This window comes from Sphingomonas aurea, assembly GCF_030678875.1.
Taxonomy (GTDB): Bacteria; Pseudomonadota; Alphaproteobacteria; order Sphingomonadales; family Sphingomonadaceae; genus Sphingomonas; species Sphingomonas aurea.
In genome coordinates this window covers 46,654-66,148 of the sequence record NZ_JAUUDS010000003.1, presented here as the reverse complement: position 1 = coordinate 66,148, position 19,495 = coordinate 46,654, and the positions used below count along the sequence as shown (strand labels likewise).

Annotated in this window: 20 protein-coding genes; 10 read left to right on the top strand and 10 right to left on the bottom strand. The window is 68.6% G+C overall.

The window, feature by feature from the left end; genetic code table 11:
• Positions 1 to 2 precede the first annotated feature (2 nt).
• Entirely contained in the window at positions 3 to 1,247 is a 1,245-nt protein-coding gene (gene hemA / locus Q5H91_RS08300; protein WP_305172923.1) for a 5-aminolevulinate synthase, read from the bottom strand.
• Between the two features lie 95 nt (positions 1,248 to 1,342).
• Positions 1,343 to 2,140 carry a glutamate racemase gene (gene murI, locus Q5H91_RS08295; protein WP_305172922.1) on the bottom strand — a complete coding sequence of 266 codons (798 nt, stop codon included), beginning with the start codon at positions 2,138 to 2,140 and terminating at the stop codon, positions 1,343 to 1,345.
• A gap of 123 nt (positions 2,141 to 2,263) precedes the next feature.
• Between murI and plsY the strand changes: the two genes are divergently transcribed.
• From plsY to topA, 4 genes are read left to right on the top strand one after another with little or no spacing between them, the layout of a single operon-like run.
• Positions 2,264 to 2,899 carry a glycerol-3-phosphate 1-O-acyltransferase PlsY gene (gene plsY / locus Q5H91_RS08290; protein WP_305173135.1) on the top strand — a complete coding sequence of 212 codons (636 nt, stop codon included), beginning with the start codon at positions 2,264 to 2,266 and terminating at the stop codon, positions 2,897 to 2,899.
• A gap of 10 nt (positions 2,900 to 2,909) precedes the next feature.
• Positions 2,910 to 3,989 (top strand): DNA-processing protein DprA, encoded by a 1,080-nt coding sequence (dprA, locus tag Q5H91_RS08285; protein ID WP_305172921.1) that lies wholly within the window; start codon positions 2,910 to 2,912, stop codon positions 3,987 to 3,989.
• A complete protein-coding gene (locus Q5H91_RS08280) occupies positions 3,986 to 4,312 on the top strand; it encodes a low molecular weight protein tyrosine phosphatase family protein (protein WP_305172920.1) in 327 nt (108 codons plus the stop codon). Before dprA ends, Q5H91_RS08280 begins: the two co-directional genes overlap by 4 nt.
• 59 nt (positions 4,313 to 4,371) lie before the next feature.
• A complete protein-coding gene (gene topA, locus Q5H91_RS08275) occupies positions 4,372 to 6,921 on the top strand; it encodes a type I DNA topoisomerase (RefSeq protein WP_305172919.1) in 2,550 nt (849 codons plus the stop codon).
• Between the two features lie 71 nt (positions 6,922 to 6,992).
• On the opposite strand, the gene Q5H91_RS08270 is transcribed toward topA, so the two are convergent.
• Both Q5H91_RS08270 and panC read right to left on the bottom strand, forming a co-directional pair.
• Positions 6,993 to 7,289: an SEL1-like repeat protein gene (locus Q5H91_RS08270; RefSeq protein WP_305172918.1), complete on the bottom strand. Its 297-nt coding sequence runs from the start codon at positions 7,287 to 7,289 to the stop codon at positions 6,993 to 6,995.
• Between the two features lie 81 nt (positions 7,290 to 7,370).
• Positions 7,371 to 8,207 (bottom strand): pantoate--beta-alanine ligase, encoded by an 837-nt coding sequence (gene panC / locus Q5H91_RS08265; RefSeq protein WP_305172917.1) that lies wholly within the window; start codon positions 8,205 to 8,207, stop codon positions 7,371 to 7,373.
• Positions 8,208 to 8,289: 82 nt separating this feature from the next.
• Between panC and Q5H91_RS08260 the strand changes: the two genes are divergently transcribed.
• The 4 genes from Q5H91_RS08260 (at position 8,290) to Q5H91_RS08245 (ending at position 11,719) form a co-directional block, all read left to right on the top strand.
• Complete coding sequence (locus Q5H91_RS08260) at positions 8,290 to 9,093, top strand: division plane positioning ATPase MipZ (protein ID WP_305172916.1); 804 nt, start codon at positions 8,290 to 8,292, stop codon at positions 9,091 to 9,093.
• Complete coding sequence (locus Q5H91_RS08255; RefSeq protein ID WP_305172915.1) at positions 9,090 to 9,371, top strand: DnaJ domain-containing protein; 282 nt, start codon at positions 9,090 to 9,092, stop codon at positions 9,369 to 9,371. The genes Q5H91_RS08260 and Q5H91_RS08255 overlap by 4 nt, the downstream gene beginning before the upstream one ends.
• Positions 9,372 to 9,548: 177 nt before the next feature.
• Entirely contained in the window at positions 9,549 to 10,913 is a 1,365-nt protein-coding gene (pgmG, locus tag Q5H91_RS08250) for a phosphoglucomutase/phosphomannomutase PgmG (RefSeq protein WP_305172914.1), read from the top strand.
• Between the two features lie 41 nt (positions 10,914 to 10,954).
• The gene (locus Q5H91_RS08245) at positions 10,955 to 11,719 is read left to right on the top strand and encodes an exonuclease domain-containing protein (protein WP_305172912.1); all 765 of its coding nucleotides are present in this window, start codon (positions 10,955 to 10,957) and stop codon (positions 11,717 to 11,719) included.
• Positions 11,720 to 11,834: 115 nt separating this feature from the next.
• Here the strand turns inward: Q5H91_RS08245 and Q5H91_RS08240 are convergent, their stop codons facing one another.
• Positions 11,835 to 12,857, bottom strand: a complete 1,023-nt coding sequence (locus Q5H91_RS08240; protein WP_305172911.1) for an LLM class flavin-dependent oxidoreductase — start codon at positions 12,855 to 12,857, stop codon at positions 11,835 to 11,837.
• Positions 12,858 to 12,861: 4 nt separating this feature from the next.
• A complete protein-coding gene (gene gyrB / locus Q5H91_RS08235; protein ID WP_305172910.1) occupies positions 12,862 to 15,381 on the bottom strand; it encodes a DNA topoisomerase (ATP-hydrolyzing) subunit B in 2,520 nt (839 codons plus the stop codon).
• Positions 15,382 to 15,538: 157 nt separating this feature from the next.
• Here gyrB and Q5H91_RS08230 point away from each other — a divergent pair, with 157 nt between their 5' ends.
• On the top strand, positions 15,539 to 15,958 hold the full coding sequence (locus tag Q5H91_RS08230; RefSeq protein WP_305172909.1) for a glycine zipper 2TM domain-containing protein: 420 nt from the start codon (positions 15,539 to 15,541) through the stop codon (positions 15,956 to 15,958).
• 1 nt (position 15,959) lies between these two features.
• Here the strand turns inward: Q5H91_RS08230 and recF are convergent, their stop codons facing one another.
• The 4 genes from recF to dnaN are packed head-to-tail and all read right to left on the bottom strand — an operon-like array spanning position 15,960 to position 18,835.
• The gene (gene recF, locus Q5H91_RS08225) at positions 15,960 to 17,000 is read right to left on the bottom strand and encodes a DNA replication/repair protein RecF (RefSeq protein ID WP_305172908.1); all 1,041 of its coding nucleotides are present in this window, start codon (positions 16,998 to 17,000) and stop codon (positions 15,960 to 15,962) included.
• Positions 16,997 to 17,422 carry a type II toxin-antitoxin system VapC family toxin gene (locus Q5H91_RS08220; protein WP_305172907.1) on the bottom strand — a complete coding sequence of 142 codons (426 nt, stop codon included), beginning with the start codon at positions 17,420 to 17,422 and terminating at the stop codon, positions 16,997 to 16,999. The genes recF and Q5H91_RS08220 overlap by 4 nt, the downstream gene beginning before the upstream one ends.
• On the bottom strand, positions 17,422 to 17,667 hold the full coding sequence (locus tag Q5H91_RS08215; RefSeq protein ID WP_305172906.1) for a type II toxin-antitoxin system Phd/YefM family antitoxin: 246 nt from the start codon (positions 17,665 to 17,667) through the stop codon (positions 17,422 to 17,424). The genes Q5H91_RS08220 and Q5H91_RS08215 overlap by 1 nt, the downstream gene beginning before the upstream one ends.
• 49 nt (positions 17,668 to 17,716) lie before the next feature.
• Positions 17,717 to 18,835, bottom strand: coding sequence for a DNA polymerase III subunit beta (gene dnaN / locus Q5H91_RS08210; RefSeq protein WP_305172905.1), 1,119 nt, complete (start codon positions 18,833 to 18,835; stop codon positions 17,717 to 17,719).
• A 162-nt stretch (positions 18,836 to 18,997) separates the two neighbouring features.
• On the opposite strand from dnaN, the gene Q5H91_RS08205 reads away from it, so the two are divergent.
• Entirely contained in the window at positions 18,998 to 19,486 is a 489-nt protein-coding gene (locus tag Q5H91_RS08205; protein ID WP_305172904.1) for an invasion associated locus B family protein, read from the top strand.
• Positions 19,487 to 19,495: the final 9 nt, after the last annotated feature.

Sequence of the window (19,495 nt, the reverse complement as noted above, 5' to 3'; positions counted from 1 at the left end):
CTCTAGGCCGCCTTCTTCAGCTCCAGCCGGCCCCAGATCTCGACGAGCGCCTCGGTCAGCTCGCGCATCATCGCCTCGTCGTGCGCGGGGCCAGGAGTGAAGCGCAGCCGCTCCGTGCCGCGGGGGACGGTGGGATAGTTGATCGGCTGGACGTACACCCCGTACTCGGCGAGCAGGATGTCGCTGATCTTCTTGGCCTTTACAGGGTCGCCGACCATCACCGGCACGATGTGCGTCTCGCCCAGCATCACCGGCAGGCCGGCATCCGCCAGCATCGCCTTCAAACGCGCGGCGGAGGCCTGCTGCCCCTCACGCTCGACCGACGACGCCTTCAGGTGGCGCACGCTCGCCAGCACCCCGGCGACCAGTACCGGCGACAGGCTGGTGGTGAAGATGAACCCCGGCGCGTAGCTGCGGATCACGTCGACGATCATCCGGTCGGCGGCGATATAGCCACCCATCACTCCGAACGCCTTGCCCAGCGTCCCCTCGATGATCGTCAGCCGATGCGCGACCTCGTCCCGCTCCGAAATGCCGCCACCGCGGGCGCCGTACATGCCGACCGCGTGGACCTCGTCGAGATAGGTCAGCGCGTTGTATCGGTCGGCCAGGTCGCAGATCGCCCCGATCGGCGCGACATCGCCCTCCATCGAGTAGACGCTCTCGAACGCGATCAGCTTGGGCACGCCGGGATCCTCGGCGGCGAGCAGCTCTTCCAGATGGGCCAGGTCGTTGTGGCGAAAGATGCGCTTCTCGCACCCGGCGTTGCGGATGCCCGCGATCATCGAGGCGTGGTTGAGTTCGTCGGAGAAGATCACGCAGCCCGGCAGGATCTTCGCCATGGTCGCCAGCGTCGCCTCGTTGGAGACATAGCCGCTGGTGAACAGCAGCGCCGCCTCCTTGCCGTGCAGGTCGGCGAGCTCGCCCTCAAGGTCGACGTGATAGTGGGTGTTGCCACCAATATTGCGGGTTCCGCCCGATCCGGCGCCGACGTCGTGCAGCGCCTCTTCCATCGCCGCGATCACCTTGGGGTGCTGGCCCATGGCGAGATAGTCGTTGGAGCACCAGACGGTGATCGGCTTCGGCCCGTTATGCCCGGCGAAGCAGCGCGCATTGGGGAACGCACCCTTGTTGCGCAGGATATCGATGAAGACCCGGTAGCGGCCCTCGGCATGCAGGCGATCGATCGCCTGGGTGAAGACGCGCGAATAATCCACGCGCGGCTGATCGGTGCCGTCAACGGTCATGAGCCGGCACTTAGCGGCACCGGTCCTCGTTTACCAGCGCGATCCACCGATAACGGTGATCGGCAGCTTGGACATATTGTCCTATATCGCCGCGACTACAGTGCCTCTGCGACCGGAAAGCCACGCCTCGCCAGCCCGGCGGCGATCTGCCGCTCGCGTTCGCCCAGGCGCGTGAAGACGAGGCGGCCCGGCGGTGATGTCGCGGGCCAGTCCTGCCCCTGTGTCAGCGACGCGATACGGCGCGCGATGCCCGGGCCGCCATCGACGAAGCGGACGCCCGTCGGCGCCACCGCCGCCATGTCGCCCTCCAGCAGCGGAAAGTGGGTGCAGGCGTTCACGATCACGTCGATCCGCTCGCCCTGCGGCTGGCTGAACAGGCCGGCCAGCTCGGTGCCGATCCGGTCGAGCGATGGCGGAACGCCGGCTAGCGTCTCCTCCGCCATCTCGACCAGCGCCGCCGATCCGTGACGCAGGACGATGCAGTCGCCCGCGAACCGCGTAGCGAGATCGTCGACATAGGGCTGGCGCACCGTCGCCTCGGTGCCGAGCACACCGATGACGCGGGTCGCGCTCATCGCGGCGGCCGGCTTGATCGCGGGCACCGTGCCGACGACAGGCAGGTCGAGCGCGGCACGCACCGCCGGCAATGCGATGGTCGAAGCGGTGTTGCAGGCGATCACCACCAGCCGCGGGCGATAGCGCTCAACCAGCCGGCCGAGCAGCGCCGGCACCCGCGCGGCGATCTCCGCCTCGGTCCGGGTGCCATAGGGGAAGCCGGCGGAGTCGGCGGCGTAGACGACCGGCGCATCGGGGATCAGCGCCAGTGTGGGCGCGACGACGGATAGCCCGCCGACGCCGGAGTCGAAGAAGAGGATCGGGCGGTGATCGGGCATGAGGAGGGCCATAGCGCGGTGCCGGCCGTGCTGCGAAGCCCCTCCATCATGCCAGGACGGCGCCTGCTCGACATTGGAGCCAGCTGGGCTTGGTCGGTGGACACACCGTTCGCCTTTGGTATGATGGAACGGAAGGGGGACGTGTTGCACACCGAAATACTCTGGGTGGCCCCGACGCTTGCGATCGTGATCGGCTATGTGCTGGGGTCGATCCCGTTTGGCATCATCCTGACGCGACTTGGCGGGGCCGGCGACCTTCGCCAGATCGGCTCGGGCAATATCGGCGCCACCAACGTGCTGCGCACCGGGCGCAAGGGACTGGCGGCGGCGACGCTGCTGCTCGACCTGCTGAAGGGATCGGCGGCGGTGCTGCTGGTCCAGGCGCTGTTCCCAGGCGAGGGCGTGCTGGCGGCGGTCGGCGCGTTTATCGGCCATTGCTATCCGGTCTGGCTGCGCTTTCGCGGTGGCAAGGGCGTGGCGACGCTGATGGGCGTGGTGCTGGCGCTGCACTGGCCGTCGGGGCTGGTCTATGCGGCAGTATGGCTGGGGCTGCTGGCGGTGCTGCGCATCTCGGCGGTCGCGGGGATGGCGGCGGCGGTCAGCGCGCCGGTATCGGCGGCGCTGTTCGGCCGCTTCGACCTGGTGCTGGTGCTGCTCGCCTTTGCGCTGATCGTCGTGTGGAAACATGGCGACAATATCGAGCGGCTGCTCGCCGGCACCGAGCCGCGGGTCGGACGCTCCCGGGCCGACGAAGCGTAGACGCGCGCGCGTGAACGACGAAACCGGCGCGCGCCTGCGCCTGATCCGGACGCCGACGATCGGTCCGGTCGCCTATCGCCAGCTGACCGCGCGCTTCGGCAGCGCCGCCGCCGCGCTCGACGCGCTGCCGGGGCTCGCCCGCCGCGGCGGTGGCGCGCCGCCGGTGCCGCCGCCGCTCGCCGAAGTGAATCGCGAGCGGGAACGGGTGGCGCGGCTCGGCGCGCAATATCTGTTCCTGGGCGATCCCGACTATCCGCCGCTCCTCGCACAGCTCGACAATGCGCCGCCGGTGCTGGTGTGGCGTGGCGACCTGACGCTGGCGGCGCGGCCGTGCGTCGCCATCGTCGGTGCGCGCAATGCTTCGGCGGCGGCATGCCGGTTCGCACGGCAACTGGGGGCGGAGCTGGCGGCGGAGGGAACGACCGTGGTGTCCGGACTGGCGCGCGGCATCGACACCGCCTCCCATCAGGGCGCGCTGGGTGGCGGCACGATCGGCGTGATCGCCAGCGGCATCGACGTGGTCTTCCCGCCCGAGAATGCCGGCCTGCAGGAAGAGGTCGCGATACGCGGTCTCCTGCTGGCCGAGCAACCGCCCGGCACCGAGCCGCGTGCGCGCCACTTCCCATTCCGCAACCGCATCATCGCCGGGCTGGCGAGCGGCACGGTGGTGGTCGAGGCGGCGCCGAAATCCGGGTCGCTCATCACCGCGCGGCTGGCGGCGGAGGCGGGGCGCGAGGTGATGGCGGTGCCCGGCAGCCCGGTCGATCCGCGCGCGCAAGGCTGCAACCTGCTGATCCGCGAGGGCGCCACCCTGGTCCAGAACGCCGCCGACGTGATGGAGCTGATCCGCCCGATCGACCCGCGTGCGGTGCGTGCGCCCGCCAGCGGCTACGCCGCGCCACCGCCGCAGGATGCCGACGATGCCACGCGCGACCGGGTCGGCGCGCTGCTCGGCCCCGTGCCGGTGCCGGTCGACGAACTGATCCGCCAGTCGGGCGCGGCGCCGGCGGCGGTGCAGATGGTCCTGCTGGAACTGGAACTCGCCGGGCGACTGGTGCGCCATGCGGGCGGACGGGTCAGCCTGGCGTGAAGCGTATCCTGTTCGTGTGCAGCCAGAACCGGCTGCGCAGCCCGACCGCCGAGCAGGTCTTCGCGAACCATCCCGGGGTCGAGGTGTCGTCGGCGGGCACCAATCACGATGCCGAGAACCCGCTGTCGGCCGAGCAGATCGACTGGGCCGACCTGATCGTCGTGATGGAGAAGGCGCATCGCAACCGCATCCAGCGCCAATTCCGCCATGCGCTGAACGGCAAGCGGATCATCTGCCTCGACATCCCCGACGACTATGAGTTCATGGAGCCGGGGCTGATCCGCCTGCTCGAAGCGAAAATGGCACGACACCTGCCCGCTTGACGCGGTTCGCCGCCCCGCTCCACCCTCGCGCGTACACGTAAGGACAGTATCAGGCCCCCATGCAGCTCGTCATCGTCGAATCGCCCGCCAAGGCGAAGACCATCGAAAAATATCTCGGTTCGGACTACCGCGTCCTCGCCAGCTATGGCCATGTCCGCGACCTGCCGCCCAAGGACGGGTCGGTGAACCCCGACGAGGGGTTCGCGATGGAGTGGGAGAACTACGCCGACAAGGCCAAGCAGTTGAAGGCGATCGCCGACCTGTCGAAGACCGCCGACCGCCTGATCCTGGCGACCGACCCGGATCGCGAGGGGGAGGCGATCAGCTGGCATGTGCAGGAGGTGCTGCGCGGACGCCGCGCGCTGCCCAAGGACGTGCAGCGGGTGACGTTCAACGCGATCACCAAGCCGGCGATCCTGGCCGCGATGAAGGCGCCGCGCGAGCTGGATACCGACCTGATCGACGCGTACCGGGCGCGGCGCGCGCTCGACTATCTGGTCGGCTTCACCCTGTCGCCGGTGCTGTGGCGCAAGCTGCCCGGCGCCAAGTCGGCGGGGCGCGTCCAGTCGGTCGCGCTGCGCCTGATCGTCAGCCGCGAGCGCGAGATCGAGGCGTTCAAGGCACAGGAATATTGGTCGGTCACCGCGACGCTCGAGCATGACGGGACGCCGTTCATCGCGCGGTTGGTGACGTGGCAGGGCAGGAAGCTCGACCGCCTGTCGATCGGCGGCGAGGGCGACGCACTGGCGGCCAAGGCGGACGTCGAGGCGGGTCGCTTCGCAGTTCAGTCGGTCGAGACCAAGCCGGCGACGCGCAACCCACCGCCGCCCTTCACCACCTCGACCCTCCAGCAGGAGGCCGCGCGCAAGCTCGGCTTCTCGGCCGACCACACGATGCGGATCGCGCAGGGCCTCTACGAGGACGGCGCGATCACCTATATGCGGACCGACGGCGTCCAGATGGACGGCAGCGCCATCAGTGCCGCGCGCAAGGCGATCGCCGACCGCTACGACGGCGGCTATGTGCCGGACAGCCCGCGCCAGTACCAGACCAAGGCGAAGAACGCGCAGGAGGCGCACGAGGCGATCCGCCCGACCGATTTCGGCAATGACCGCTACGGCGGTGGTGACCATGCGCGCCTGTACGAGCTGATCTGGAAGCGCGCGCTCGCCAGCCAGATGGCGTCGGCGCGGATGGAGCGGACAACGGTGGAACTGGCCGAGGGGACCGGCCGCCACGTGCTGCGTGCAACCGGGCAGGTCGTGCTCTTCCCCGGCTATCTCGCGCTCTACGAGGAGGGGCAGGACGACAGCCAGGATGAGGACGCCAAGCGCCTGCCCCGCCTGCGCGAGGGCGATGCGCCCGCGAAGAAGGGTGTCGAGGCCGAGCAGCATTTCACCCAGCCGCCGCCGCGCTTCTCCGAAGCGTCGCTGGTCAAGCGGATGGAGGAACTCGGCATCGGCCGCCCCTCGACCTATGCCTCGATCATCAAGACGCTGAAGGACAGGGCCTATGTCCGCGTCGAGAAGAACCGCTTCTTCGCCGAGGAGAGCGGGCGGCTGGTGACGGCGTTCCTTGAGCGGTTCTTTGAGCGCTATGTCGGCTACGACTATACCGCGGGACTGGAAGAGGAGCTGGACGACGTGTCCGGCGGCCGCGCCGAGTGGCAGGCGGTGCTCGAGGCGTTCTGGCGCGATTTCAAGCCACGCACTGCCGAGGTGATGGAGCAGCAGCCCTCGGCGATCACCGCCGAACTGGACCAGTTTCTCGCCCCCTATCTCTTCCCGCAGCGCGCCGATGGCGGCGATCCGCGGCTCTGCCCCAATTGCGGTGCGGGGCAGCTGTCGCTCCGCGGCGGCCGGTTCGGGGCGTTCATCGCCTGCTCGAACTATCCCGAGTGCAAGTACACCCGTCGCTTCGCGCAAGGGGGCGAGGCCGGTGAGGACAGCGGGCCGGAAACGCTGGGCAAGGATCCGGAGACGGGCCTGCCGGTCGAGCGCAAGTCCGGGCGGTTCGGCCCCTATATCCAGCTGGGTGAGGGCAAGGAGGCGAAGCGCGCCTCGATCCCGAAGGACGTCGATCTCGACCTGGAATGGGCGCTGAAGCTGCTCAGCCTGCCGCGCACCATCGGCAACCATCCCGAGACGGGCGAGGCGATCACCGCCTCGATCGGGCGCTACGGCCCCTATCTGGCGCATTCGGGCAAATACGCCCGGCTGCAATCGACCGCCGAGGTCTTCGAGACGGGGATGAACGCTGCGGTCGCCAAGCTGGCGGATGCGGCGGCGGGCGGCGGGCGGCCGGCGCGGGGTGCTGCGCGCGCGCCGCTGAAAGAGCTTGGTAATCACCCGCGGACCGAGGCGCCGCTGAAGCTGATGGAGGGCCGCTACGGCCCCTACGTCACGGATGGCGAGACCAACGCGACCCTGCCCAAGTCGGTCACGCCGGACCAGCTGACGCTGGAGGAAGCGGCAAGCCTGATCGACGCACGCGCGGCGGCGGCACCCAAGGCGAAGAAGCCGGCGAAGAAGGCCGCAGCCAAGAAGGCGCCGGCCAAGGCCGCGGCGAAGAAGCCGGCCGCGAAGAAAACGGCCGCGAAGAAGGCGTAGAGCCGCGGCGCCTTCTCTCCGTCATTCCCGTCCTCGCGGGAATGCCGGCGGGGGAGAGGGGCCGGTGAGGTTCAGGCCGCGCGCTGGTGCAGCGATCCCAGCCAGGCCCGTGCCGCAGCCTGCGCCGTCGCGATCTGCCGCGCACTCATCGCCGATGCCACCTCGGCCCGCGCGTCCTGCGCGGCGGCCATGCCGCTGACGGCGGCGAGGTTGAACCATTTGTGCGCCTCGATCAGGTCGATCGCCACGCCGGCGGTGCCGGTCTGGTAGCAGATGCCGAGATCATAGGCGGCGTCGCCGTCGCCGCGCGCGGCATCGGCCATGCGGTGTTCCATCGGAAAGTGCAGCATGGTGTGTCGGTCGGTCATCCAAATTCCCCAATTCTGTTGGGGCCATGCTGGACCGATTCTCGCTACCAAGTGGTTAACCGGATTAACCCTGTTCGCGGTTCACCCAACCGCGACGTTATCAATAAGTCGAGTCGCCCCCAATCTCGCCGCCGCGAGCAGCCGGCGCGGCCGGTCGGCGGCGGGGCCGGGGATCAGCGTCTCGGCATCGACGAGCGCGACATAGTCCACTTCGAACCCCGCCCCTTCCAGCGCCGCCCGCGCGTCGCCGAGTACGGCGGCCGGTTCCTCGCCGCGCGCGATCGCGCGAGCGGCGATGCCGAGGGCGCGGGGCAGGGCGACCGCACCGGCGCGCTCGGCCTCGTCGAGATAGATGTTGCGCGATGACAGGGCGAGCCCGTCATCGTCGCGCTGGGTAGGGACGCCGACGATCTCGACCTCCATGTCCAGGTCGGTAACCAGTCGACGGATCACCGCCAGCTGCTGGAAATCCTTTTCGCCGAAATAGGCGCAGTCGGGCCGTACCTGGTTCAGCAGCTTGGTGACCACCGTCGCCACCCCATCGAAATGGCCGGGACGGGCGGCACCGTCCAGCCCCTCGCTAACTCCGCCAACCGCGATGGTGGTGGCGAAGCCGGCCGGGTACATCGTCTCCACGTCGGGCATCCACAGCAGGTCGCAGCCCCCCTCGGTCAGCAGGCGCGCGTCCGCCGCCTCCCGCCGGGGATAGCGGGCCAGATCCTCGTTTGGCGCGAACTGTCGCGGGTTGACGAAGATCGATGCGACCACCCGCGTGCCCGGCCGCCGCGCCGCGTCGACCAGCGCTATGTGCCCGGCGTGCAGCGCACCCATTGTCGGCACCAGGGCGATCCGCGCGCCCTCGCTGCGCCACGCGGCCAGTCGTTCGCGCAAGCTGGCGAGATCACGGACGGTCAACACGGGAAAACACCCCCTCGAAACATGCGGTCGAGGCTTCTATGGAGGGTGACCGAACGGATCAACAGGGAACACGGGCGAACGGATGAGCGGTCCACACATCATCGTCTTCGCCAACGAAAAGGGCGGCACCGGCAAGTCGACGACCGCGGTCCACACCGCGATCGCGCTGGCGGCGAAGGGCGCGCGCGTGGCGTGCTTCGATCTCGACCATCGCCAGCGCACCACCGGGCGCTATCTCGACAATCGCGCCGAAACGATCCGGCGCAAGGGCGTGGGCTTGCCCATGCCGCGCCACGCGACGCATGACGGGGAGAGCGAGGACCGGTTCGAGGAGGTGTGGCACGCGCTGACCACCGATACCGACTTCCTGATCGTCGACACGCCCGGTCGCGACGACCATTTCGCCCGCACCGCGGCGACGCTGTCGAACACGCTGGTCACGCCGATGAACGACAGTTTCGTCGATTTCGACCTGATCGGGCATGTCCATCCCGAGACGTTCCAGGTGACGCGCCCGTCCTTTTATTCGGAGCTGATCTGGGATGCGCGCAAGCAGCGCGCGCGCGCGGATGGCACGACGATCGACTGGGTCGTGCTGCGCAACCGCCTGCAGCATGTCGAGGCACGCAACATGCGCCGGGTGTCGGACGCGCTGGGCCAGCTCGCCAAGCGGGTCGGTTTCCGTATCATTCCGGGACTCGGCGAGCGCGTGATCTATCGCGAACTGTTCCCGCAGGGGCTGACGATGATCGACGCGCGCGAGTTCGGGTCGATGGGCCTCGCCCATGTCGCGGCGCGGCAGGAGCTGCGCGAAATGATGGCCGGTCTGCAACTGCCCGAGCCGGGCACCGAGCAGCCACGCGAGCGAACCGGAGTCGCGGCGTGAAGTGGATTGTCGCCGCCTTGCTGATCTGGGCGGCGTGGACCTATCTGAAGCCGAGCGGCAAGCGCCGGATCGCCGGTGATCGGGAGCGAACGGCGGATCGCGCCGCCCGCGAGCGCACGGACGCCTATGCGACGCTGGGCATCGCACCCGGGTCCGACGACGAGGCGATCCGCGCGGCGCACCGTCGGCTGTTGACCGGGGTCCATCCCGATCGCGGTGGATCGGAGGCGCTCGCCCGGCGCATCAACGCCGCACGCGACCTGCTTCTCGACCGGTGAGGGATCATATCGCCACGCCGGTGAATGCGTCCTGCTCCGTCATGCCGGGCTCGTCCCGGCATCCACGGCTCTGCAAGAGGTTCGGCTTCGGCATTGGCGGTGAGGTGGATGCCGGGACAAGCCCGGCATGACGAAGCGTGTTTCGCGCAAAGCCTGGTCTGCCTCGACAGTCTGCCCATGACGCACCGCTTCCACCCCGACATCCTGCGCGAATATGACGTTCGCGGCACCGTTGGCCGCACCCTGTCCGCCGACGATGCCTGGGCGCTCGGGCGGAGCTTCGCGACGCTGCTGCGGCGGAACGGCGGACGGCGCGTCGCGGTCGGGCAGGACGGTCGGCTGTCCTCGCCGATGCTGGCCGAGGCACTGGTGCGCGGCCTGGCGATGGGCGGGGTGGACGTGGTCCGCATCGGGCTGGGACCGTCGCCGATGCTTTATTTCGCCGAGGCGGTGCTGGAGGTCGATGGCGGCATCCAGGTGACCGGCAGCCATAATCCGCCCGACGACAATGGCTTCAAGATGGTGATGGGCCATACATCCTTCTGGGGCGAGGACATCGGCACGCTCGCGACGCTGGCGGCGGCGGGCGACTGGAGCGAGGGGGCAGGCGCGGTCGCCGACGCGGACGTGGTGGACGACTATGTCGCGCGGCTGATGGCGGGCTATGCTGGCGGTACGTACAGGATCGGCTGGGACTGCGGCAGCGGTGCGGCCGGCCCGGCGGTCGAGCGGCTGGTGCGCCAGCTGCCCGGAGAGCATCACCTGCTCTTCACCGAGCCTGATGGCCGCTTTCCCCATCACCATCCCGATCCGACGGAGGAAGCGAATCTCGCCGACCTGCGCGCGCTGGTGGCGGAGAAGCGGCTGGATTTCGGTCTGGCGTTCGACGGCGATGGCGACCGGATCGGGGCGATCGACGGCCGGGGCAGGGTGATCCATGGTGACGAGATCCTCCAGCTGCTCGCCGAACCGCTGCTGCGCGAACTACCCGGCGCGACGATCATCGCCGATGTGAAGGCCAGCCAGGCGCTGTTCGACCGTATCCGCGAACTTGGCGGCAACCCGCTGATGGCGCGCACGGGGCATAGCGCGATCAAGGCGGACATGCTGCGAACCGGCGCACCGCTGGCGGGTGAGATGTCGGGGCATATCTTCTTCGGGCAGGATTATTACGGGTTCGACGACGCGCTCTACGCGGCGGTGCGGCTGATCCGTGCGATCCACCTGTCAGGCCACTCGCTGACCGAGTTGCGCGACACGATGGCCGCACGCGTCGCCACCCCCGACCTGCGCATTCCGGTGCCCGAGTACCGCAAGCACGCCGTGGTCGCCGAAATCGCCGCACGGCTCGCCGAGGCGGGTGCCACGGTCGACGCCACCGACGGCGTCCGGGTGCGCGAGGCGGACGGGTGGTGGCTGCTGCGCGTGTCGAACACGCAAGCCGCGGTGACGGTTCGCGCCGAGGCGCAGGATCAGGCCGGGCTCGATCGGCTGCTCGCCATCGTCGACGCGCAGCTCGCAGCGAGCGGCGTGGTGCGCTGATACCCTCGCAATCCGGCGCGTTTGGCCCCAGATAGCAACCGATGCCTCCTGCACCCCAACCCACCATCGTCCGCGTCATCGACCTGGAAACCACCGGCAACGCGCCCCCCGCCCACGCGGTGCTGGAGGTCGGCTGGCAGGACGTGGCGCTGGGCAAGGATGGCCGCTGGGAGCTGTACGGCGAGGGCGGCAACATCATGGTCAATCCCGGCCGCCCGATCCCGCCAATCACCATGGCGATCCACCATATCCGCGACGAGGACGTGGCCGAGGCACGCTGGTGGCACGATGTGGCGCGGCCGGTGCTCGATCCCTGGCCGCGCCGCGTCGCGCTGGCGGCGCACCGGGCGGCATTCGAGGAGCAGTTCTGCACACCCTCGCTGACCCACGGCGCCAAGTGGATCTGCACCTGGAAGTGCGCGCTCCGCCTGTGGCCGGACAGCCCCAGCTTCTCCAACCAGGTGCTGCGCTACTGGCGCAATCCCGAGGGGCTGGAGCATGAGCGCGGGCTTCCGGCGCATCGGGCTTTCCCAGACGCCTATGTGACGGCGCACCATCTGCGCGACCAGCTGAACGAGGCGAGCGTCGAGCAGCTGATCCAGTGGTCCTCCGAACCCGGCCTGCTGCCCCGCGTCCGCTATGGCCCCGATCGCGGCAAGGAATGGCGCGAGATCGAGGAGGAGAGCCTGATCGGCTTCCTGACCGACCGCGATCCCGACATTCGCTTCACGGCGGAGACGGAGATGGCGCGGCGACGCGGCGGCGGGCATGTGGGGCGGATGACGCCGCAGGAGTTGCTGCTGTAATCCGCCGGTAATAGCCCGCTCCTTCAGGGAAGGGTTGGGGTGGGGCCTTCCCCGGAGCGATGTGTTCGCGGCGACCCCCACCCCAGACCCCTCCCCTGAAGGGGAGGGGAGACGCTCAGCCTCCCACCAACTCGCGCACGCGCGGGATGACTTCGCGGCCATAGCGTTCGATGCAGCCCATCAGCCGGTCGTGCGACAGCGGACCAGCACTGTATTTCAGCTGGAAGCGCGCGAGTCCTAGCACCTTCACCGTCGCGGCGATCTTGCGCGCGACCGTGTCCGGCGATCCGACATAGAGCGAGCCGCTGTCCACCTCCGCATCGAACTGCGCGCGGGTGAAGGGCGGCCAGCCGCGGGTTGCACCGATCCGATCGTGCATCCGCTTGTAGTCGGGAAAGAACTCCTCCCGCGCCGACGGATCGTCGGCCCCGACATAGCCCGGGGAGTGTACGCCGACCGGCTGCGGCGCCTGCCCGCGTTCGGTCAGCGCGCGGGCGTAGAGATCGACATAGGGGCGAAAGCGCGCCGGATCGCCGCCGATGATCGCGAGCAGCATCGGCAGCCCGTAATGGGCCGCCCGCACGACCGACTGCGGACTGCCGCCGACGCCGACCCAGGTGGTGAGCGGTCCGTGTTCCAGCGGTGGGTAGACCGGCTGCTCCGCCAGCGCCGGTCGCACGCTGCCCCGCCACGTCACCCGCTCTTGCGTGCGCAGCGCGGAGAACAGGTTCAGCTTCTCGTCGAACAGCCGCTCATACTGGTCAAGCGGATAGCCGAACAGCGGGAAGCTCTCCGTGAAGGAGCCTCGCCCCAGGATCACCTCGGCCCGTCCGTTCGACAGCGCATCGAGCGTGGCGAAGCGCTGGTAGACGCGAACCGGATCGTCCGAAGACAGCACCGTCACCGCCGATCCCAGCCGGATGCGCTCAGTCCGCGCCGCGATCGCCGCCAGCACCGGCTCCGGCGCAGAGACGGCGAAGTCGTCGCGATGATGCTCGCCGATCCCGAAAAAATCGACGCCGACCGCATCGGCCAGCACACCCTCTTCGACCACGTCGCGGATCGCCTGCGCCGGATGGACTGGCACGCCGTCCCGCTCGGTCACGTCGCCGAACGTGTCGAGGCCGAAGGTCAGCACCGGGTCAGACGTCGAGATTGGCGACGTTCAGCGCATTGTCCTGAATGAACTCGCGCCGCGGCTCGACCACCTCGCCCATCAGCTGGGTGAAGATCATGTCGGCGGCCGACACGTCCTCGCTGGTCACGCGCAGCATCGAGCGATTGGCGGGATCGAGCGTGGTTTCCCACAGCTGTTCGGCGTTCATCTCGCCCAGCCCCTTGTAGCGCTGGATCGCCAGCCCCTTGCGCCCGGCCGCGAGGATTGCGTCGAGCAACTGCGACGGGCGGGCGACCAGCGTCTCGCCGCGAGACTTGCCGGCGGCTGGGGCGTTCGGCGCGGGGGCGGTGCCGTCCTCCTCATTACCCTCGGTAGCGGCGTCCTCCTCCGGTTCGGCGGCGCCTTGGGTGCCGGCGCGGACCAGCTTGCCGGCCTGGGCGAAGCTGTCCGCCTCCAGCGCGGCGAGGCTGTGCAGCTTGCGCGCCTCGCCCGAGGAGATGAAGCTCGCCTCGACGATGTGGTGGTCGGTCACGCCGCGCCACAGCCGCTCGAAATGAATGCCGCCATCCTCTGTCAGTCGCGCGCTCCAGCGACCCTCGCCGTCACCCGCGTCGAGCCGGTGCGTCACCTCGGCGACGCGCGCCTGCCGCCCGTCGCGGTCGAGCGCCGGATCGAGCGCACCGGCCAGCGCCAGCACCTCGATGATGCCCGCATCATAGCGCCGCGGAACGTAGCGCATCAGCGTGCGCATCCGGCGGGCGTGATCGGCAAGTGCCTTCAGATCGGCACCCGATCGCGGGCCGCCGACCGTCTCGAAGACCATCGCGCCGACCCCAGCCTCGACCAGATAATCGTCGAGTGCCGCATCGTCCTTCAGATAGACTTCCGAGCGTCCCTTCGTCGCCTTGTAGAGCGGCGGCTGGGCGATGAAGAGGTGCCCGCGGGTAATCAGCTCAGGCATCTGACGGTAGAAGAAGGTCAGCAGCAGGGTGCGGATATGCGCGCCGTCGACGTCTGCGTCGGTCATGATGACGATCTTGTGGTAACGCAGCTTGTCGGCGTTGAACTCGTCGCGACCGATGCCGGTGCCCATCGCCTGGATCAGCGTGCCGATCTCCTTGGACGAGATCATCCGGTCGAACCGGGCGCGCTCGGTGTTCAGGATCTTGCCGCGCAGGGGGAGGATCGCCTGGAAATGGCGGTCGCGGCCCTGCTTGGCGGAACCGCCGGCCGAGTCGCCCTCGACCAGGAACAGCTCGGACTTGGCCGGGTCCTTCTCCTGGCAGTCGGCGAGCTTGCCAGGCAGCGAGGCGATGTCCATCGCACCTTTCCGCCGGGTCAGCTCACGCGCGCGCTTGGCCGCCTCGCGTGCCGCGGCGGCGTCGATGATCTTGCCGACGATCGCGCGGCCATGCGCCGGGTTCTCCTCCAGCCACTCGGCCAGCTTGTCCGCCATCAGCGACTCGAGCGGCTGGCGGACCTCGGACGAGACGAGCTTGTCCTTGGTCTGGCTGCTGAACTTCGGGTCGGGCAGCTTGACCGAGACGATCGCGGTCAATCCTTCGCGCATGTCGTCGCCGGTCAGCGTCACCTTCTCCTTCTTCAGAAGGCCCGACTTCTCGGCATAATTGTTCAGCGTGCGGGTCAGCGCGGCGCGGAATGCGGCGATGTGGGTGCCGCCGTCGCGCTGCGGTATGTTGTTGGTGAAGGCGAGGACGTTCTCGTAATAGCTGTCGTTCCATTCCAGCGCGACGTCCATGCCGATCATGTCGCGCTGGCCGTGGATGGCGATCGGTTCGGGAAACAGCGGCGTCTTGGAGCGATCGAGCCACTTCACAAATGCGGCGATGCCGCCTTCGTAATACAGCTCGACCGTCTTCGGCTCGTCATGGCGCGCGTCGGTCAGGAACAGGCGGACGCCGGAGTTGAGGAACGCCAGCTCGCGATAGCGATGCTCCAGCTTGTCGAAATCGAACTCGGTGATCTTGAACGTGGCGGGGGAGGGCAGGAAGGTGACGCGCGTACCCTTCTTGCCCTCGGCGGCACCGACCACCTTCAGCGGGGCGACCGCATCGCCGTGCGCGAAGCGCATGTAATGCTCCTCCCCGTCGCGCCAGATCGTCAGGTCGAGATGCTCGGAGAGCGCGTTGACCACCGACACGCCGACGCCGTGGAGGCCGCCCGACACCTTGTAGGCATTGTCGTCCGACGTGTTCTCGAACTTTCCGCCGGCGTGCAGCTGGGTCATGATGACCTCGGCCGCCGACACGCCCTCTTCGGGGTGGATGCCGGTCGGGATGCCGCGGCCATTGTCGGTGACGCTGACCGAACCATCGGGGTTCAGCTGGATATCGATGCGGTCACAATGCCCCGCCAACGCCTCGTCGATGGCATTGTCGCTGACCTCGAACACCATGTGGTGCAGGCCCGATCCGTCGTCGGTATCGCCGATATACATACCCGGCCGCTTGCGAACCGCGTCGAGACCCTTCAGCACCTTGATCGAAGAAGCGCCGTACTCGTTGGAATTGGGGTTGGATGCCATGCCGATCATATAAGGACCGCGCCCCCGAAACGAAAGCGAAATGCCCGGTTCCCGGTGCGCCGGCGACCTGAACGTATGCTGCCAGACCGGTTCAGCATCGTTCAACAGCGAATCGGGCAGAAGGTCTTTATCGCAGTATCGCCACAGGAGACGATCGATGATGAAGACTGTCACGAGAATGATCGCGGTCGCCGGCGTGGCGATCACCAGTGTCGCCGCGGTGCCGGCGGTCGCGCAGGACTATGGCTACGGCTATGGGTACGGCGATCGCTACGACCGGCATTACGACGATCGGCGCGACTATGATCGCCGCTATGATGATCGTCGCGGCTATTACAACGATCGCGGCGGCTACGACCAGCGCCGCTATTACGACAATCGCCGCAACTATCGCGGTGTGCGGTGCAGCTCCGGCACGACCGGCGGCGTGCTGGGCGCGGTGGTCGGCGGGCTGCTCGGTCGCGAGATCGGACGCGGCGGGCGCTACAATGCGCCGAGCACGACCGGGCTGATCGTCGGCGCCGGCGTCGGTGCGCTGGCCGGTCGCGAGATCGATCGCAACCAGAGCTGCCGCTGAGTCACCCGATCGTGATGCGGGTCGCCTGACCCGCATCGGCGAACAGATCGGGTTCCGTGCCGGTCATCCACACCTGGCCTCGTCCGGCGAGCCGCGCGAACAGGGCGGCGCGACGGACGGGGTCGAGGTGTGCAGCGACCTCGTCGAGCAGCAGTACCGGCGCGCGGCCGGTACGATCCGCGACCAGTTCGGCATGGGCGAGGACGATGCCGAGCAGCAGCGCCTTCTGCTCGCCGGTCGAGGCGAGGGCGGCGGCCTGTCCCTTGTCGAGATGGGTCACCGCCAGATCGGCGCGGTGCGGCCCGTCGAGCGTGCGCCCCGCCATCGCGTCCCGCCGTCGCCCCAGCGCGAGCGCACGGGTGAATCCTTCCGGATCGACCGCTTCGCCGGTCAGTGCCAGACCCGCCCGCGCGAACGGTCCCGCTGGAACATCGGCCAGCCGCGCGGCCAATGCCGTGACGGTCGCGACCCGCGCGGCGTCGAGCGCCACGCCATGCTCGACCATCCGCCCCTCCAGCGCCGACAGCCATTCGGGATCGGCGCGCTCCCCAGCCAGCAGCCGGTTCCGCTCGCGCATCGCCGCCTCGTAGCGGGTGGCGTGGAGCGCGTGGGTGGGGGCGAGCGCCAGCGTCAGCCGGTCGAGGAAGCGCCGCCGCTCGCTCGCCGCGGCGGTGAACAGCCGGTCCATCGCAGGGGTCAGCCACAGCACCGTCAGCCACTCGGGCAGTGTCGTCGCGCTGGCGGTCGCGCCCTGCACCCGCACCACCCGCCGCTCCGGTGCGGGAGCGAGGGTGCCGGTCGCCAGTTCGACCGCGTCGGCCAGGGAGGCGGCAACGCCCCAACCACCCGGCCCAGCCTGTTGTGCCATCGCCGACAAAGCCGCCCGTCGCAGCCCGCGCCCGGGCGCGAGCATCGACACGGCCTCCAAGATGTTGGTCTTGCCCGCCCCGTTGTCGCCGGTGAGCACGACGAAGCCGCTGCCGGGCTGCAACGTCAGCGCGGGATGGTTGCGGAAATTGGTGAGGGTGAGGCGGGCGATCAAGACTTAGACAGGATGCACGACGATGCCGCGCTCCCGCGCCGCATCGCCGAGATCGCGATCAAAGGTGGCAAGCTGGCATCCTTGGTCGATCGCGATGCCAGATGCAGGGCGTCACCTGATCGAAGTCCGCGGGGAGCCACGTCGACCAACGCCGCAGCTTGGCGGAAATGCCTTTGCCCGATCGGCAGTTGGTCAAGTTCGGCCTGCATCGCCGACCAGCCATGCTCAACGATCTGCCGCTGAGCGTCGTCCAGCAAACCATTGCGATGCTTGCGGGCCAGCGCGCTCGCCACCTCCGTGATCGTCCACGGGCTGACGCCGCATCGGGCGCGACTCGAAGTGAAATACCAAGCACGGGCGGCTGGGCTGGTTGCTTCGGGTAAGAGAACCGACACCAGCAGCGACGTGTCGCAATAGATCACTAGTACCGAGCTTCCTTCCGCATTTCGACGACGCTGTTCGTCGGATCGAAGGGGAAATGCTTGATCGACTCGAAATACGCTCTCCAGTCAAAGCCTCGCGTTTCGGCGGCAGCCTCGATGCCAGCCGGTATCACTCGGGCGACGATGCGTCCCCCTCGCTCGATCTCTACGCGTTCGCCCGCTGCCGCGCGGTCAACAAGGTCGTTCAGGCGGGCATCCGCATCCGACAGTGAATAGGCATCCATGACAAAGTCCTTCGCCGGCAATGCTAGGCGCATGGAGGCAATGCCGCAATCACACCCGCATCGGCATCAGCACATACAGCGCCGGGCTCTTGTCGTTTTCGCGAATCAGCGTCGGCGCGGCCGCGTCAGCGAGGTGGACTTCGACGCTGTCACCGTCGATCTGGCCCAAAATATCCATCAGATAACGACTGTTGAAGCCGATCTCGAACGCCGCGGCGGCATAGTCGCCTGGGACTTCCTCGGCGGCGGTGCCGTTTTCGGGGCTGGTTACCGACAGGGTAATCCGATCCCGGTCGAGCGCCATCTTCACCGCGCGGGTCTTCTCGGTCGCGATGGTCGAGACGCGGTCGACGCCCTGCATGAAGCTCTTGGGATCGAGCTTGAGGATCTTGTCGTTGCCGGTCGGGATGACGCGCGAGTAATCGGGGAAGGTGCCGTCGATCAGCTTCGAGGTCAGGATCGCGCGGCCCAGGTCGAAACGGATCTTGGTACCCGACAGCGACACCCCGACCGAGCCGTCGACCTCGTCGAGCAGCTTGCGCAGTTCCGCCACGCATTTGCGCGGCACGATCACGTCGGGCATTCCCTCGGCGCCCTCAGGCCGGGGCAGGGTGACACGGGCCAGCCGGTGACCATCGGTCGCCGCGGCCTTGAGCACCGGATCCGAGCCGTCGGCATTGGCGACGTGCAGGAAGATGCCGTTCAGATAATAGCGCGTCTCCTCGGTCGAGATGGCGAAGCGCGTCTTGTCGATGATCTGCTTCAGCGTCTCGGCCGGCAGCTCGAACTGGGTCGGCAACTCGCCCTCGGCGATCACCGGGAAGTCGTCGCGCGGCAGCGTGCCGAGCGAGAAGCGGGCGCGGCCGGCGACGATCGTCATCCGCCCCTCGGCCGCAGTCAGCTGGACCTGCGCGCCCTCCGGCAGTTTCCGGGCGATGTCGAACAGCGTATGCGCCGACACGGTGGTCGAGCCCGGCTGGTCGACCGCGGCGGCGACCGATTCGTTGATCTGGAGATCGAGATCGGTCGCCATCAGCTTCAGCGCGCCCTCCGCCGTCGCCTCGATCAGGACGTTGGAGAGGATGGGGATGGTGTTGCGCCGCTCAACCACCGACTGGACGTGGCTCAGGCCCTTCAGCAGCGTCGCGCGTTCGATCGTCGCCTTCATGTTCTCGCGAATCCCCCGGCCCGATTCCGGCCAATCTGTTGGTGTACTGTCCTACCCGAAACAGGACGCCGGGCAAGGGCGGCCTCGTCGCCTGTCAGTGGTAAACACCGGCTTTACGGGTTTCGCATTGCATCCCGTCGCCAGTCGGGACAATCCGCCGCGATGACGGGCGGGGCGAGATGGGCGATCGGCGGATGCGCCGCGATGCTGGCGATGGCGCCGGTCGCCGCGCGGGATACGCTGGGCGTCTATCGCGGCTGGGCGGCGTTCCGCGATCCGGAGCGCTGCTATGCCATTGCCCAGCCGCAAGGTCGGGTCCGGTCCGGCCAGCCGTTTGCCGCCGTCGCGACCTGGCCGGCCAAGTCCCTGCGCGCCTCGCTCCACGTCCGGCTCAGCCATCCGGTCCAGCCCGACCAGCCGGTGACGCTGAGCGTCGGCGAGCGCCGCTTTCGCCTGACCGCGACCGGCGCCGACGCCTTCGCCGCCGACGCGGCCAGCGACCGCGCCATCGTCGCCGCGCTGCGCGACGGCCGCAGCATGAGCGTCGAGGCGGTCGGGCAGGGCGGCCATCCCTTTGCCGACAGCTACGCCCTTGCCGGTGCCGCGACGGCGATCGACGCCGCGACGCTGGCCTGTGCGGCGCTAAGGTAAAGCCGGGTT